This window comes from Nodosilinea sp. FACHB-141, from assembly GCF_014696135.1.
Lineage (GTDB): Bacteria > Cyanobacteriota > Cyanobacteriia > Phormidesmidales > Phormidesmidaceae > Nodosilinea.
Genome location: NZ_JACJPP010000007.1, coordinates 289,070 through 304,042 on the forward strand (window position 1 = coordinate 289,070; position 14,973 = coordinate 304,042).

Annotated in this window: 11 protein-coding genes; 5 read left to right on the plus strand and 6 right to left on the minus strand. The window is 56.1% G+C overall.

All coding sequences use genetic code 11. The features are described from left to right. Window positions 1-82 precede the first annotated feature (82 nt). On the plus strand, window positions 83-1,048 hold the full coding sequence (locus tag H6F59_RS04715; protein WP_190697168.1) for a cation diffusion facilitator family transporter: 966 nt from the start codon (window positions 83-85) through the stop codon (window positions 1,046-1,048). 113 nt (window positions 1,049-1,161) lie between these two features. Here H6F59_RS04715 and H6F59_RS04720 read toward each other — a convergent pair whose 3' ends face one another. After that, window positions 1,162-1,788: a chorismate lyase gene (locus H6F59_RS04720; RefSeq protein ID WP_190695801.1), complete on the minus strand. Its 627-nt coding sequence runs from the start codon at window positions 1,786-1,788 to the stop codon at window positions 1,162-1,164. A 135-nt stretch (window positions 1,789-1,923) separates the two neighbouring features. Here H6F59_RS04720 and H6F59_RS04725 point away from each other — a divergent pair, with 135 nt between their 5' ends. Further along, window positions 1,924-2,343, plus strand: coding sequence for a glutamyl-tRNA amidotransferase (locus H6F59_RS04725; RefSeq protein WP_190695803.1), 420 nt, complete (start codon window positions 1,924-1,926; stop codon window positions 2,341-2,343). A gap of 170 nt (window positions 2,344-2,513) precedes the next feature. Here H6F59_RS04725 and H6F59_RS04730 read toward each other — a convergent pair whose 3' ends face one another. Next, complete coding sequence (locus tag H6F59_RS04730) at window positions 2,514-3,947, minus strand: trypsin-like peptidase domain-containing protein (RefSeq protein ID WP_190695806.1); 1,434 nt, start codon at window positions 3,945-3,947, stop codon at window positions 2,514-2,516. A gap of 89 nt (window positions 3,948-4,036) precedes the next feature. Continuing rightward, window positions 4,037-7,555 (minus strand): PAS domain S-box protein, encoded by a 3,519-nt coding sequence (locus H6F59_RS04735; protein ID WP_190695808.1) that lies wholly within the window; start codon window positions 7,553-7,555, stop codon window positions 4,037-4,039. 363 nt (window positions 7,556-7,918) lie between these two features. Here H6F59_RS04735 and H6F59_RS04740 point away from each other — a divergent pair, with 363 nt between their 5' ends. Beyond that, a complete protein-coding gene (locus H6F59_RS04740) occupies window positions 7,919-8,254 on the plus strand; it encodes a hypothetical protein (protein WP_190695811.1) in 336 nt (111 codons plus the stop codon). 104 nt (window positions 8,255-8,358) lie between these two features. On the opposite strand, the gene H6F59_RS04745 is transcribed toward H6F59_RS04740, so the two are convergent. Continuing rightward, window positions 8,359-9,948: an NAD(P)H-quinone oxidoreductase subunit 4 gene (locus H6F59_RS04745; RefSeq protein ID WP_190695813.1), complete on the minus strand. Its 1,590-nt coding sequence runs from the start codon at window positions 9,946-9,948 to the stop codon at window positions 8,359-8,361. 168 nt (window positions 9,949-10,116) lie between these two features. Further along, complete coding sequence (locus H6F59_RS04750; RefSeq protein ID WP_190695816.1) at window positions 10,117-12,198, minus strand: NAD(P)H-quinone oxidoreductase subunit 5; 2,082 nt, start codon at window positions 12,196-12,198, stop codon at window positions 10,117-10,119. A 387-nt stretch (window positions 12,199-12,585) separates the two neighbouring features. On the opposite strand from H6F59_RS04750, the gene H6F59_RS04755 reads away from it, so the two are divergent. Further along, window positions 12,586-12,903: a hypothetical protein gene (locus H6F59_RS04755; protein WP_190695819.1), complete on the plus strand. Its 318-nt coding sequence runs from the start codon at window positions 12,586-12,588 to the stop codon at window positions 12,901-12,903. Window positions 12,904-12,979: 76 nt separating this feature from the next. Here H6F59_RS04755 and H6F59_RS04760 read toward each other — a convergent pair whose 3' ends face one another. Next, window positions 12,980-13,558 (minus strand): TIGR04376 family protein, encoded by a 579-nt coding sequence (locus H6F59_RS04760; protein ID WP_190695823.1) that lies wholly within the window; start codon window positions 13,556-13,558, stop codon window positions 12,980-12,982. 1,087 nt (window positions 13,559-14,645) lie between these two features. On the opposite strand from H6F59_RS04760, the gene H6F59_RS04765 reads away from it, so the two are divergent. Beyond that, window positions 14,646-14,954: a hypothetical protein gene (locus H6F59_RS04765; RefSeq protein ID WP_190695826.1), complete on the plus strand. Its 309-nt coding sequence runs from the start codon at window positions 14,646-14,648 to the stop codon at window positions 14,952-14,954. Window positions 14,955-14,973 lie beyond the last annotated feature (19 nt).

Sequence of the window (14,973 nt, forward strand, 5' to 3'; positions counted from 1 at the left end):
CTATCGTCTTAACCGGCTGTAGAACCGCCCCTTGCAGTACCATTGAGCCCAGACCTTGAGCCTAGTGGAATTCTGTCTGCCCATGAACGAGGGCGAGTACCAACGCCGCATTAGCTACCGCTTGTTGCTGACGACCCTGTGGGCAACCCTGCTGCTGCTGGCGGTGCAAGCCATTGGTGGGTGGGCCAGCCAGTCGTTGACCCTGTTGGCCGAGTCGCTGCACACCCTGGTAGATGGGTTCAGCACCGTGCTCAGCCTGGTGGCAGTGACTTCGCCCCAGCGGCAGATGGGCCGTGAGGTGTGGGGTCATGGGCGCGCTGAGGTGGCAGGCACCCTAATCTTGTGCGCTTTTTTGGGGTTTACCGGGGTTAGTTTGCTGCTGATTGCCCTACGTCAGTTGCTTAGCGGCCTCACTGGAGGGGCAACCCCATTTCCCGTAGCGATTGACTCAGCTGTGCTGCGGTTTACGGCGGCGATGGTGATTCTCAATGTGGCCCTGGGCATCTACGCCAGCTATCAGGCCCGCAGCCTCAGTAGCCAAGCCCTCAAGCTCAACACGCGCCACTTTTTAGCCGATGCCTGGCTGAGCATTGTCATGGTCGGGGTGCTGTTGGCGATCTGGCAGGGCCAGCGATGGCTTGACCCGCTCTTTGCCCTGGTGCTGCTGCCCCTAGTGGGCCGCAGCCTGTGGCGAGTGCTGAATGAACAGCTGCCGATGCTGCTGCGCCCGACGGCGATCGCCCCCGAGGCCATCTCCCACATTGCCACCCAGGTAGAGGGTGTAACTCGCTGTACCCGCATTCGCTCGCGGGGCATGGTGGGTCGCCAGGTATGGATTGAGATTCATCTGGTGCTGCACCCCGAATTTGTGGAATCGGCAGAAATTATCGGCGAACAGATCGATGCCCAGCTTCGCCACCGCTATGGCCCCCTCCGTACCCAAGTCTGGGTCGAATCTGCCCGTCCCTACCAGGACGCATTTATGGAGCCAGGCATGCCAAATTACTTACCGCCCTCGTCAAACGGTGGCGGTAGTGACTGGGGTTAGAAGGTTTTAGATTAGCGATTTTTAGTTTTTGGTCAGATCGGCCCGACTTAATCAATGAACTAACCGGCTAACCCATCGCAAATCGATCACCTAAAGCCAAAATTCTCTTGCGCCTACAGGCCCGGATTTGGCCCACTCTGCATTGGCCCCAGGTAACGGGTCAGGTAGGGCGAAAACACCTCATAAATCAGCGTCAACGGCTTGCCCCGATGCCAAAACAGGTAGTGTCGGCCCCAGAACGGCCCAGCCTGACCAAAGGCTTCTTCCAGCGCTGGCGAATCGCCGTAGTAGAGGCCCTGAATGTCGCGGTAAAGCTCGGTGCGCAAGCGGGCTAGGCTAGCCCAGATGGGCAATGATTTGTTTTGCAGGTACTCATCGACATGGCTGGCCTCCCACCAAGAGGCGGCGTAGGCTAGCCGCTGGCCCGAGGCGGTGCGCAGCCACACCTGGCGACGCAGACGGGGGCCAGGCACCACGCGAATGATGTCTGGGGCACCGTCGAGATCCATGCCCACCGGGGTCATATCGATGACATCGACCTCGGTGCGATCGCGCGTCAACAGCTGCAAATGGCGAGTGGGCGAACCATCTCCCAAGAGTAAAATTTGCCAAGCGGGAGCAAGCTGGTCGTGGGGCAGACCTTTTTGCACAGTGGGCTGCCCGGCCTGCCAGCGGGGGGCAAGGGCGTGCCAGTCGCTGGGCACCGCCGGGTCAATGATGGGCTGTAGGGCAGAGGCCAAGGGTGTTACAAAAATTCATGTGTTAGTTCTATGCTATCGCGACAGCCCAACCCTTTCCAGCCGAATCTGAAGAATCGGCGCAAGCTACAGTGGGTCAGTTCAACACGATGTTCACTATTGGGGGAGTGCGCCACCATGGCGGAGGGAATCAAACTAGCGGTCAACGGTACTTTAATGCGGGGTTTGGCGCTGAACCCCAACCTGCTCAATGCCGGGGCCGAGTTTCTCTACGAAGCGGCCACTACTCCCTACTACCGCCTGTGGTCCATCGACGATGTTCACCCGGCTATGGTGCGGGTCAGTCAGGGGGGGATCGCCGTAGCGCTAGAGGTGTGGCAGGTGCCCCCCGATGGGTTGGTGCAGGTGCTGCTGCAAGAGCCGCCGGGGCTGAGCATTGGCAAAGTGCCTCTATCTACCGGCGAAACGGTGCTGGGCGTGCTGGGTGAACCCGTGCTGTGTGAAGGCCAGCGCGAGATTTCGACCTACGGCGGCTGGCGATCGTACTGTGCCGCACTAGAGCGAGAGGCAGTGCCCCATTCAAAGCTGTCTCAGTAGAGTGAACGGCTTTATTCTGAAAATACACGCCAAGTCAGGGAAAAATTTTGCTGATCTAACGTGCAACTGCAAGTTAATAGGCTAGCAGGATTCAACGTTGAATCCTGCTAGCCTATTAACTCAATGCTCACATTCAGCTTAGTCCCCGAGCTTGGGATTCGATTTGAACCCTACTCCACCGTCAGCAGAAAACGGCCGCGATCGCCTGCCTCGAAGCTGTTGACTATCACAGAGTAGGTGCCGTCGCTAGGTAGTGTAACCGCAAGTTCAGAATTGGTATTGTCGGGGCTGGCGTCGTCGTTTTCGGCGAGGCGGTTGCGACCTTCGTCGAGCAAAATCAGGTAGGTGTCGAAGTCAGGGCTCTCTAGCCGCAAGCGCACTCTCTGCCCCGCCCGACCTCTAAAGCTGAATTCTTGGTAGTAGGAGCCATCTTGCAGGGTGTCATCATCAGGCCCTAGATTGCCCTGCTGCCGCAGTAGCGCACCGCTTGGAGCAGTCTGGGTAGGGCCACCCTGACCACCGCCCGACTGACTGAGTTGAAGCTGGTAGCGGCCCGCCTCTCCCTGACCGTAGCTGTTGGCGAGAATAATGTAAGACCCGGTGTAGGGCAGCTGCACTGAGATCCGGGCGCTGAGATCGCCACCGCTGTCATCGTCTTGAACGGAAAAATCGTCGCGATCGGAGGCCAGCAAAATCAGGTAGGGGTCAACCTCCTGGCTGTTCATGGCGATAGTGACGGTTTGCCCCGCCTGCCCCTCAAACCGGTAGGGGTTGTAGAAGCTGCCGTCGGGCAGCACATTGCTGGTGTCGTTGAGCTGACCTTGCACCGTCGCGCCCAGGGCGATAGGGGCAGGTTCGCGGCTAGTGCGATCGGCGGGAGCTGAGGCCGTGGCCGTGCCCGATCGCACCGAGGCCAAAAACGTCTGCACCGCGTCGGTGGGGATGGCAAAGCCAATGCCCACGCTGCCGCCGTTGTCGCCAGTGGTAAAGATAGAGGTGTTGACGCCGATCACCTGCCCGGCGCTGTTGAGCAACGGGCCGCCTGAGTTACCAGGGTTGATGGCGGCATCGGTTTGAATCACGTTGCGATCGCGGTCAATGCGGCTGACAATGCCCACGGTGAGGGTGCCCTGCAAGCCAAAGGGGCTGCCGATAGCAAAGGCGCTCTGCCCCACCCGCACTGAGTTGGGGGGCGCTAGGGTTACCGTCGGCAGGTTTGTAGGGTTGCCCCGCAGACGCACTGCCGCTAGGTCTAGCCGGTCTTGGCCGTAGCCCACTACATCGCCTTGGAAGCTGCGGCCGTCAGACAAGCGCACCGTCACCACACGCTCAGTACCAACCACGTGGGCGTTGGTAAGAATTAGTCCACTGGCGTCGACAATGCTGCCGCTGCCGCCGCCGTCGCGGGTATCAATGGCCACCACAGCCGGGCTGACCTGATCGTATACCCGAATGGTGGTGGCTTCATCGACAGGTGACTGAGCCAGCGCTGGGGTAGCCCCTAACGGGGTCAAGCGGACAGGGGCGATCGCCGTGATCCCCGCCAGTAGTGCCCCTAGGGCTAACGAACCCGATGCCAATCGCTTCACTGCTGCCTGTGCCATATAGTCCCTAAATATCCTGTAAAAACGCACTACCGAGTCGGCATGAGGTAGTACCTGATACCTACTATTTACCTAGCCTTCCCCTACTTTCAGGATATATCTCTGGGTAGAGGCGCACCTGTCTCCTCAGCCACTTTCGCGGCAGGCACCGTCGCTCCCACTACCTGGTTGCGTCCTTGGGACTTGGCTTGATAGAGGGCGTCGTCAGCAGCCTTCAAGACATCCACAGCTTGCCAGCCGTGGCCAGGAAAGCTGGCTACCCCCAGCGAAGCTGACAGCGGATTGAGGATCAGGCCACTGTAGCTGATCTGGATCAGGCCTAGAGCCTGGCGAATTTCTTCAGCCCTTGCCATCGTGGCCTCGGGGGGTGACTCTGGCAGGATTAGAAGCATCTCTTCGCCCCCGTAGCGGCAGGCCACATCAGAACCGCGCACGCTATCGCGGAGGAGTTGCCCGACGGTTTCTAGGACGCGATCGCCCGCATCATGGCCGTAGGTATCGTTAAACTGCTTGAAATGGTCAATATCGAGCATAATTACGCCAATTGTGTGGCACTGACGCTGGGCTCGCTGTACTTCTCGGGTCAGGGTTTCTTCTAGGTAGCGGCGATTAAACAGTCCGGTCAGTGGGTCACGAATGCTCTGCTGCTGAAGAGTTTCGCGCAGGTGCAGGTTGGCCAGCGCCAGAGCGATCTGCTCAGCCACGGTGCGAGCCAACTGCTGCACTGGCTGAGATAGCTCGGAGGCACTGAGGTAAAACAGCCCTAGGGTTTGGCTCTGGGCTAGCAGCGGAATGCAGAGGGTAGTCAAGGCATGGGTGCTTTCGGCCTGGCCGCACCCCAGACTCAGGCAGTCGTGGTCAATCTGGTGCAGACGCTCCCTGCCCAAGATACAGCAGTCTGGAGGAATAAACTCGGTAGCTGATGCCCGCTGTGCCCCCCAGGTGGCAACCTGCTCAACGCAATAGTCGACGGCATTGGTCAACATGAAAATGCTGCCACTGCTGCCGGGAAACAGGGGTGCCACCAGGACACCTAAGGACTGGTAAGCGTCTTTGGCTGTCAGACAGGCCTGCAAAAAGTCGCTCATTTCACTCAACAGCCGCATTTGCTGGGTGTGCTGGTTGAGTTCGTCAACGCGGGTAGCCAGCTGCTGATTTACCTGCTGTAGGTCATGCTCTGACCGCTTGAGAGGAGTAATGTCGCTAAAGGTTACGGCAAAGCCATCGCCCAGCTGGACGGCCATGTTCTCAAACCAGCTGTGGATGCCGTCATGGTTGTAGTGAAACTGACGCCGCACCGGGTCACCCGACTCGGTAACTTGTACGTAGAGGTCAAACAACCCATCGGTTTTGTTGCCAGGCATTTCATCTAGCAGGCGCTTACCAATTAGGTATGCGGCGTTGCGTTTCGCCATTTTGCAGGCGGCAGGGTTGCTCAGTAACCACTCAAAATCCACAATGATGCCCGATTCATCGCGCACCGCTTTAAAGGCCATGATGCCGTCGAGAGAGCTATTAAGCACGCTGGATAGCTGCATTTTTGAGGTTTGCAGAGCGGCCTGAATAGTCACCATAGCAGTAACATCTAGATGACTGCCTACCACACGAATCACCTGCCCGGCAGTATTCTTTTGGCGAATGGCGCGGGAGAGAATGTGGACTGTAGAGCCATCTTTGTGATGAAACCGCTGGGTAATGGAGAACTGATCGCTGCGGCCACTGGTGTAGTCATCTACGAGCTGACGGACTGCCGCTCGGTCTTCAGCAAAAATTACTGATTCCCAGGCGGCAAAGCTGTTGGCTAGCTCGTGATCGGCGTAGCCCAACATCGCCTTCCACTGGGGCGAAAAGTAAATCTCTCCAGTGACCAGATTCCAATCCCAATAGCCTTCGGCAGAGGCTTGGAGCACTAGATCGAGCTGGTCTTTGGTGTTTTGCAGCTCTGTCTCAGCCTGTATGCGATCGCTGATGTCTCGGGCTGCACCATAAACAAGATGGCCTACAGGCACCGATCGCCACTCGATCCAGCGGTAAGAACCATTGCGGCAGCGATAGCGGTTGACAAAGTTAAGAATCTCCTGCTGCTGGGTCAGCGACGAGAGCGCTGCCAGGGTGGCGTCTATATCCTCGGGGTGCACATAGTCGATGTATCGGGTGCCCTGCATTTCCTGGGCTGAGTAGCCTAGGGTCCTTTGCCACTGGCCACTAAGGCGGTGGAAGTAACCGCTGGTATCGCCAATACAGAGCAGGTCAAGGGAAACTGAGAAGAATCGATCGAGCTCTTCGGCGGTGGTCTGGAGCTTCAGCTCGATCTGCTTGCGATCGCTAACATCGCGCACAATCACTAGGCACTGGTCTGTACCGCAGGGGGCTAAGCGCACTTCTTCGTGGCAAAGCTGGCCATGCTTTTCAAACTGGTGTTCCCAAGTTTGAAGCTCACCGGTGCTCAGCGCGCACTCGATCCGCTGGAGCTGATGATCGAATAACTTGGGGGGCAAGACCTCTGACAGATTGTTTTGCACTGGCAAAAAAGTACCCGCCGCCACATCGGCAGGGGGCAAAAAGCTAAAGCAGGTGCCATCGCGCCCTACGCGCAACAGCAGGTCGGGAATCGCTTCAACAATGGCCCGGTTGGTAGCCTCACTCTCGCGCAGAATGATCGTTAGCTGCTGCTGGTGGATTTCGGCCTGCTTGCGCTCGCTGATGTCTTTGTGGGTGCCGATTACCCGCAGGGGCTTGCCATCGGCATCCCGCTCCATCACCTTGCCGCGATCTAGGATCCACTTATAGCTGCCATCCTTGCAGCGGAGCCGGTACTCCTTTTGGTAGACGGGAGTCTCACCGTCAAAATGCTTTTCCAAGTCTGCATAGCACTGACCTTTGTCAGCAGGGTGCAAGCGGCTATTCCGTTCGTCCATGCTGCTGCCAATTTCATCGTCGGCATAGCCCAGCATTGCCTTCCATTGGTGGGAGAAAAATACTTCATTGGTCTGAGTGTTCCAGTCCCATAGCCCATCGCCAGAGCCTTCGATGGCAAACTGCCAGCGGGCTTCGCTATCTCGCAGGGCCGCTTCGGTTTGTTTTAGCTCGGTGATATCGACCCCAATGCCTCCTACCAAAGTGCTTGTGGCCCCAATCGCCTGCATGGGAAACTTCCGCACCAGGTAGGTGTGGATGGTGCCATCGGGTAGGGGGGCTTGTTCTATCGTTTCTAGAACTGTCTGGTGCTCCAGCACCCACTTGTTGTTTTGGAGGTAGTTTTGGGCCAAAGCGGCAGGAAATAGGGCTTCGACAGACTGGCCCACGGCCTCCTGCTCGGTTAGATCTACCATCGCCAGCCAATCTGGGTTGGCGTAGGTCATCATGCCCTGGGCATCGGTAATCCAGGCTAGAATCGGCGCATAGGTCACAAAATCCTGAAACGGATCAGATATTTGGGGCTGCAAACAATTGGAGATCGGCTGCGATTTGCCGTTGCCGTTATCCTGTGGCAAAACCTGGCATTGGTTGTGGCCTGCCTTCCGCAGAGTTGCTACCTGCCGTTGCAGGTCAGCGTTCTCTGTCTGTAGCTGCTGCACTAAGCGCCTTAGATCATCCACCTCAGCCATGGCGCATCCAGACCTCCACACCCTACTGCCTATAGGTTTGTATTCCCTACTTTGAAAGCCAAGATCGCCTTGACCAGTAAATTTCAGAAAAATCTTTGGCGACAATAACTGTCTCAACTTAGTAGCTAAGCTTCTCAATCGTAGTCTTTAGCAATACTGAAGTCTGTCTACCTCTGATTGGGCAGGGCAACCCTTGTTTACAACTAAGACGCTACATTCGTTGCATTAGAAATATTGAAATCAAACTTTGTATAAGCCTCGCTCCACTCTGCACGGCTATCTACGGCGAGGGTTCGAGCCTAGAATGCCTAAGGTTTTGTGTGGTAGGTTTGCGAGCAAATATTTGGTGAGGTTTTGATGGTTATGAATAGGCTAATAGCTAGCTTTTTGAGCGCAGTGCGCCAATCGTTGGGCAAACGTTTAGGCATCAGTATCTGTCTAGGCATCGCCCTAGTAACTGCTATAACCGTTTTGGGCTCAAGTCGGTTAGCTCCAGTACTCGCCACCGTGGCCGAAGCGCCCCGCCTGGTGCCCGCGATCTTAAACGGCAGCCCAGTCAGTGTGCTGTATGTGACTCGCAGCAGCGACACGGTGCTAGCGCGCTGCTACCCAGGGTTTGAGCCATCCCTGACTCTGCGGGCTATGGGTAGTAATGCTGAGCAGATGGAGGGGGTGCTGACCTGCGTCAGCCGTCAGTAGGGTCTGGCATGAAGAACGAAGAGTGAAGAATCGAACTAAAAACACCCTCTGAAGCTAGGCCTCGGAGGGTGTCTGTATCAGCTGGGTCAGGTAGAAGGGTGGTTCTACTGGCTTAAAGAAGGAGCCTTGAGTACCGGGAGGGCAGCGACGGGGGCCAGCCCTTCGGCACTGGCTTCGGTTGCCACAAATACTTGGCTAAGTCGAGCGGTGAGCTTTTGGGTGGTGGCGTCGTAGATTTGGGTCAGCATTTTAGGGTAAAACCCAAAGCCAATGATTGGCACCAACAGGCAGGCGATGATAAACACCTCGCGAGGCTCGGCATCAGCTAGCACCTCGTGCTCGACCAGTTCTTTGTTCTCAGGGCCGTAGAAAATCTCCCTCAGCATCGATAGCAGGTAGATGGGGGTGAGAATAACCCCGATCGCCATGAAGATGACCGTAATCAGCCTAAAGGTAAAGCTGTAGGCATCGCTGGTGGCAAAGCCCACAAACACCATCAGCTCAGCCACAAAACCGCTCATCCCTGGCAGGGCCAGCGAGGCCAGCGAGCAGGTAGTGAACATGGCGAAGATCTTGGGCATCTTTTTGCCCACGCCGCCCATCTCATCCAGGATGAGGGTGTGGGTGCGATCGTAGGTGGCTCCCACCAAGAAGAACAGGCTAGCCCCAATTAACCCATGGGAGACCATCTGAAGCACCGCGCCGCTCAGCCCCAGGTTGGTAAACGAAGCTATGCCAATCAGCACAAATCCCATGTGCGAGATCGACGAGTAGGCAATCTTGCGCTTGAGGTTGCGCTGGGCGAAGGAGGTCAGCGCCGCGTAAACGATGTTGACACAGCCCAGAATCACCAGAACTGGCGCGAAATAGGTGTGGGCGTCGGGCAGCATACCCAGATTCATGCGAATCAGCGCGTAGCCGCCCATCTTCAACAGAATGCCCGCCAGCAGCATGTGTACCGGTGCTGTGGCCTCACCATGGGCATCGGGCAGCCAGGTGTGCAATGGAATGATTGGCAGCTTGACCGCGTAGGCGATCAAAAACGCCCCGTAGAGCAAGAGCTGCATCCGTAAGGGATAGACTTTCTCGGCTAGGGCGGTCATATCGAAGGTGATGGTATCACCGTAGAAGGCCATGGCCAGCGCCGCCACCAAGATGAACAGCGACCCGCCAGCGGTATAGAGAATAAACTTGGTCGCGGCGTAGAGCCGCTTCTTGCCGCCCCAGATCGACAGCAGCAGGTATACCGGAATCAGCTCTAGCTCCCAGAAGAGAAAGAACAGCAGCATATCCTGCACGGCAAACACGCCGATCTGACCGCTATACATGGCCAGCAGCAGAAAGTAAAAGAACTTGGGCTTGAGTGTCACCGGCCAGGCCGCCAGAGCCGCCAGGGTGGTGATGAACCCGGTCAGCAGCACCAGAGGCATTGACAGACCGTCTACCCCTAAGGACCACTTCAGGTCGAGCTGGGGCACCCAGGTGTAGCTCTCCACCAGTTGTAGACCGGGCTGACTAAAGTCGTAGTTGAGGTAGAAGGCAGCCACAATCAACACAAAGTCGATCAGGCCCACCGACAGGGCATACCAGCGCACCGTCTTACCGTTGTCGTCGGGCAAAAACGGTATCGCTATACAAGCCACTAGCGGCAGCAGCGTAACGGTGGTCAACCAGGGAAAAGTCGCGAGGTCCATATCGTCGTTCTCGTCGCGTTCTGCTTAGGAGTGGATGAGTGGATGAGAAGGGGGATGGATGGGAAGGGGCATAGAGGCATGGGGTGGATAGGTAGAGCAGTTTAGAGAGTGTCGCGGTATCAAAACTCATCTACTCATCCACTCTCACACCCATCCATCCTCACATCCTTACGTCACGCCCGACAGCAGCACTAGCCCTAGCACTGCGCCAAATACGATTAGTGCGTAGAACTGAGCCCGTCCATTCTCCAGATACTTCAACCCTTCGCCCGTCACCAGGGTAACGAGGCCAGCCAGGTTGACGAGGCCATCAACAATGCGGATATCGACTTCGAGCACCTGCTTGGCCAGCTTGCGGCTGCCCTGGACAAAGACAACCTCGTAGATATCGTCGATGTACCACTTGTTGAGGGAGAGGTTGTAGAGGAAGGGGATTCTGGCGGCGATCGCCCTCGGATCAATCGCCTTCGTGCGATACATCAGCACGGAGATGATGATGCCGACCGTGGCGATCGCCACGGAACTCCCCGCCATCAAGGCAAACTCGTTCCAGTCAAAGGCCTCTGCCGTCTCTACAGCTTCGATCACTTCCCCGGGGGGATGGATGAATGCCTCAAAGTAGTTGGCAAAGGGAGTACCGACTAGACCCACCAATACTGAGGGCACGGCTAGCGCCACCAGCGGAAAGACCATCGACAGCGGCGACTCGTGGGGTTCGTGGGCGTGGTGCCCATGGTTATCGTGGTCGTCGTGGGCGGTATCTAGGGTCAGCTCCTGGGGGTTCATTGCGCCCGGCCCAAGGGACATGCCCATCTTCTGAAACTGGGCCCGCTTGAGGTCGCGGCGAATGCCTTCATCGTTGCCCCGAAAGCTGCCTTCAAAGGTGGAGAAGTACATGCGGAACATGTAGAAGGCGGTGATGCCTGCTGTCAGCCAGCCTACTGCCCAGAGGGCAGGGTTGACCGCAAAGGTGGCCCCAAGAATTTCATCCTTCGACCAGAAGCCGGCGAAGGGGGGAATGCCGGAGATAGCCAGCGTGCCGATTAAAAAGGTAATGGCCGTGACGGGCATGTACTTGCGCAGGCCGCCCATCAAGCGCATATCCTGGGCCAGCGCTGGGTCGTGGCCCACCACCGCTTCCATGCCGTGGATAACGGAGCCGGAGCCAAGAAACAGCATGGCCTTGAAGTAGGCGTGGGTCATCAGGTGAAATAGACCGGCGCTGTAGGCGCCAACGCCCATAGCCATGACCATGTAGCCCAGCTGCGACATGGTCGAAAAGGCCAGCCCTTTCTTGATGTCGTTTTGGGTGATGGCGATCGTGGCTCCCATGAAGGCGGTAAACGCTCCGGTGTAGGCAATTACCGTCATCACCGTGGGGATGTGCTCGAACACGGGGTACATGCGGGCTACCAGGAACACCCCGGCTGCCACCATGGTCGCCGCGTGAATCAGCGCTGAGATGGGGGTGGGGCCTTCCATGGCGTCGGGCAGCCACACGTGGAGGGGGAACTGGGCCGATTTGGCCACCGGACCCAGGAATACCAGAATGGCGAAGATAGCAGCGACGCTAGCGGGCAAACTGCCCACATTCACCATGTCGGTGAGTCGTTCGCCCATGATTTCGAAGTCGAAGCTGCCGGTGGCCCAAAACAGACCCAAGATGCCCAGCAGCAGGCCAAAGTCGCCCACTCGATTGGTGACAAAGGCCTTTTGACAGGCGTCGGCAGCGGGCTTGCGATCGTACCAAAAGCCAATCAGCAGGTACGAGCACATGCCCACCAGCTCCCAGAACACATAGACCTGGAGCAGGTTGGGGCTAATTACCAGGCCCAGCATTGAGGAACTAAACAGGCTCAGGTAGGCGTAGAACCGCACATAGCCCGCGTCGTGAGCCATGTAGCCATCGGTGTAGACCATCACCAGGAAGGCGACGGTGGTGACCACCACCAGCATCAACGCCACCAAGTGGTCGATGGTGTAGCCCATCTCGATGCGGAAGTCACCCGCCGCGGCCCATTCAAACATGGCCTGGTAGGGAGCGTGGCCCTGCCACTGACTCCAAAAAATTGCAAAGGAAAGCACCATCGCCGCCCCAATCAGGGAGACGATGAAGATTGCCACCGGCCGCCGCAGCTTGCTGGTGGCCTCGCCGTAGGAGATGAGCCCGGTGCCAACTATGGCAGCCCCGATGAGCGGCAGCACCGGGATCAGCCAGGCGTATTGATAAAGCGTGTCTACAGAATCCATCTTGACTGCCTACTCCAAGAGCTTGCGTGAGTTGGCAAAAAACCGCTTACATTCTGACATACCCTTTCCCAAGGAAAAGTCGGTTTCGCAGCAAAGTTGGAGGAGTTGGGGCGCGATCGCCGCCAGCTTGACCAACCTTAGAGCTTGCCTAAGCCGTAGCCAAAGGCTGCCAAACCCTTGCCCCAGAACCATTCTGGAGACCCATTGGCTTTAGGGCGGGTTTCTTAAGAAAGATATCTAATTCTGTGAGTGATTGCTGGCTGAGAGCAAAATCTCAGCCTTAAGCCATAATCAGGGCAACCGCTGTTCTCTATAAATAGTTCAATGGCTAGCCAACCAACGATTTACTTGAGTCAGCCTCTAAAGAAATAGATTTTTTGGAATGCTATGAAGCTCTGGCTGATCTGCTTTTTGATCTTGTTTTTTGGAGCCGAAGCGGTCCAGTGGTTTGTCCAACTGCCTTGGGTGAGTAGTGTTGAGCTATCGCTGCCGCTGACGGTTTTGGGAGGCATTGGACTGGCGATCGCATCCAACTATCGCAGCTGGCCCACCTTCGCTCCCCTGCCGACAAAGTCAGCGGAGCCCCCTTTGCCCAACCCTACCCCGCCCCCTACCTCCACTGTCACAGCCCCCGTCAATCCCAAGCTGAGCCGCAAGCCGGATACGATTTCCTTTGAAATCAAGAGATCCCCGACGAAAGGGTGATGGCGACAGGAAGGGAATGTTGAGGGCTGAATTCAAAACTCAACACTTAAAACTTTCTCCCCTACTCCATCACTCCCTACCTTCCCATATTCCGCTTCAGCTCCTCCAGCTCCTGCTCCGTCTCCCATCGCTGAAACGATTCCTCTACTGGATCCATTGTGTTACGGCCAAAGTCTTCAAAGGGGGGCTTGGCCCAGCCTGTATCCCAACTGGTGGTGGTGCGCTGAGCGGATCGTTGAGCTTGAGTTTCAGCGATTTTGGCTTTGAGTTCGCGGCGGCGATCGTGAATTTCTTTTTGCAGGTTGCGGGTTTGCTCAATCTGTTCCTTAACGCCTTTCATTTGGCCCCAGAGCTGGTTGCCCTGGCGCAGCAGGGCCGCCTCACGCTCTTGGGCGGCCTTAACCAGGTCAAGGCGGTTCGCGACCTGGGCGTTTTGAATGCGGCTATGCCAGCGCTGAATGTCCTGGGCTGTCGAGAGAATGCTGTCTTCGAGCTGCTTTTCGCGGCGCTTGAGGTCGCCCAGCAGGTGAATGGCGTCTTGCTCTTGGCCTCGCAATTGGTCTTCTAAGCCCCATAGCTCTAGGTGGGGGTTAGCTTTGAGAAACTCATCAAGTCGGGTTTCAAGAAACTTGCTCAGGTCTTCAAAGATGCCCATGGTGTAACTCCTGCCGCAACGCCTTGCCTTTCAGAATAGCGGGTTAGCGGTGCGGACGCTTCTCTAGGTAGGCATAGCAACCCGGCAAACATCCGAGTAGGGCCGTAGTCAATACGGTTAGCTAGGGTTACATTTCAAAAGACTTGTAAGTGCTCAGAAGGCTTGAATTGAAAAAACAACTATCTAAGTATTCTGGTAAAACGCTTTCAAAGTAAATATGAGTACGAAAAAGCTAAATATAACTAGTCGTTAGCAGTCTGTAGCTGAACTTTAACTGTCTTCAAATTCACCAAGGCACGTGAGCCTGATAATCATGCTGCCAGCAAGGTAAGATGCTCTGTGAACTCTAGGAAAGGTGACCATTTCACTTTCTTGTATTTGATGAAAGTATTTTCAGAGGCAAGATTTAAGATGGAATTGACTATGGCGCAGCAACTTCGATAGATATCAATTCTGCTGCTGAAGCTTCAGATGTAGTGACCATTCCCGAGCTTGTCATTATCCTAATTATTCTGCTTCTGATCGGAACTGTTGTTGTCCTCGTCAGCCGGCGATCGCGTATCTAGAGCTAAATTCTAAGATTTTGATTGTTGCAAAACCAAATAACATACATGCGCTAATCAACTTTATTCGACCGTTTTCAGAACCACTTAAGTTTTTTTGGCCGAACTAGATGAACAGTGAGCTCAGGATTAATAAAATCTATCAAATCAGCGTTAGCCTGGGAGATGTCGTAGCTATCCATGACGTCAACGCAAATCCTTCTTGAAAGAGTCGTCATAGTTTTTGGACTGCAAGAGAAGGCTTCTAGCAAAGGGGCGCGATCGCGGCTATTCACCTTTGCTTTATAGATTTTTGGGAGTTCGGCTCACAAACTTGGTAATTGGGCCAAAGTTCGCTGCCTTAGGCGGGCAAACTTGCTGTAGGTGAGACATACAGACGTGCAACCCCCATCGTCGTCTCAGGTTAAGGCTTCTCTGCTATCACGCGATCGCACAGCCACATCAGCGCCCCAGAGCTGCGATTGCGAGCGGCTAGAGTATGCCTATGGGCTAAACATCTACCCATCAGCGAGCATCTACTGGCTATGAACAAAACTGATCTCTCTCGCCGGCTTCCCATCAAAACCATCAATGCCGACATCGACTCCTTCTATAGCCTCGGCAGCGTGAGCGGCCCCATGCCTAACCGCACCGTCGCCGCTCCTGAAAGCATTGACGCGAATAGTGCAGCCATGGGCGCTAAGCAGCAGCGCGAAACCGAGATCGCTGCTCTGGTCGAAGTCGCCGCCGATGTTGCCCGTCAGACCAAGGTTGAGTTGTGTAATGCCGTCATGGCTATACAAGAGTCGTTGCGGGAGCAAACTGGCCACAACCCCCGCCAGCATAGGCCATAGGTATCCGGAAAAGTGGGAT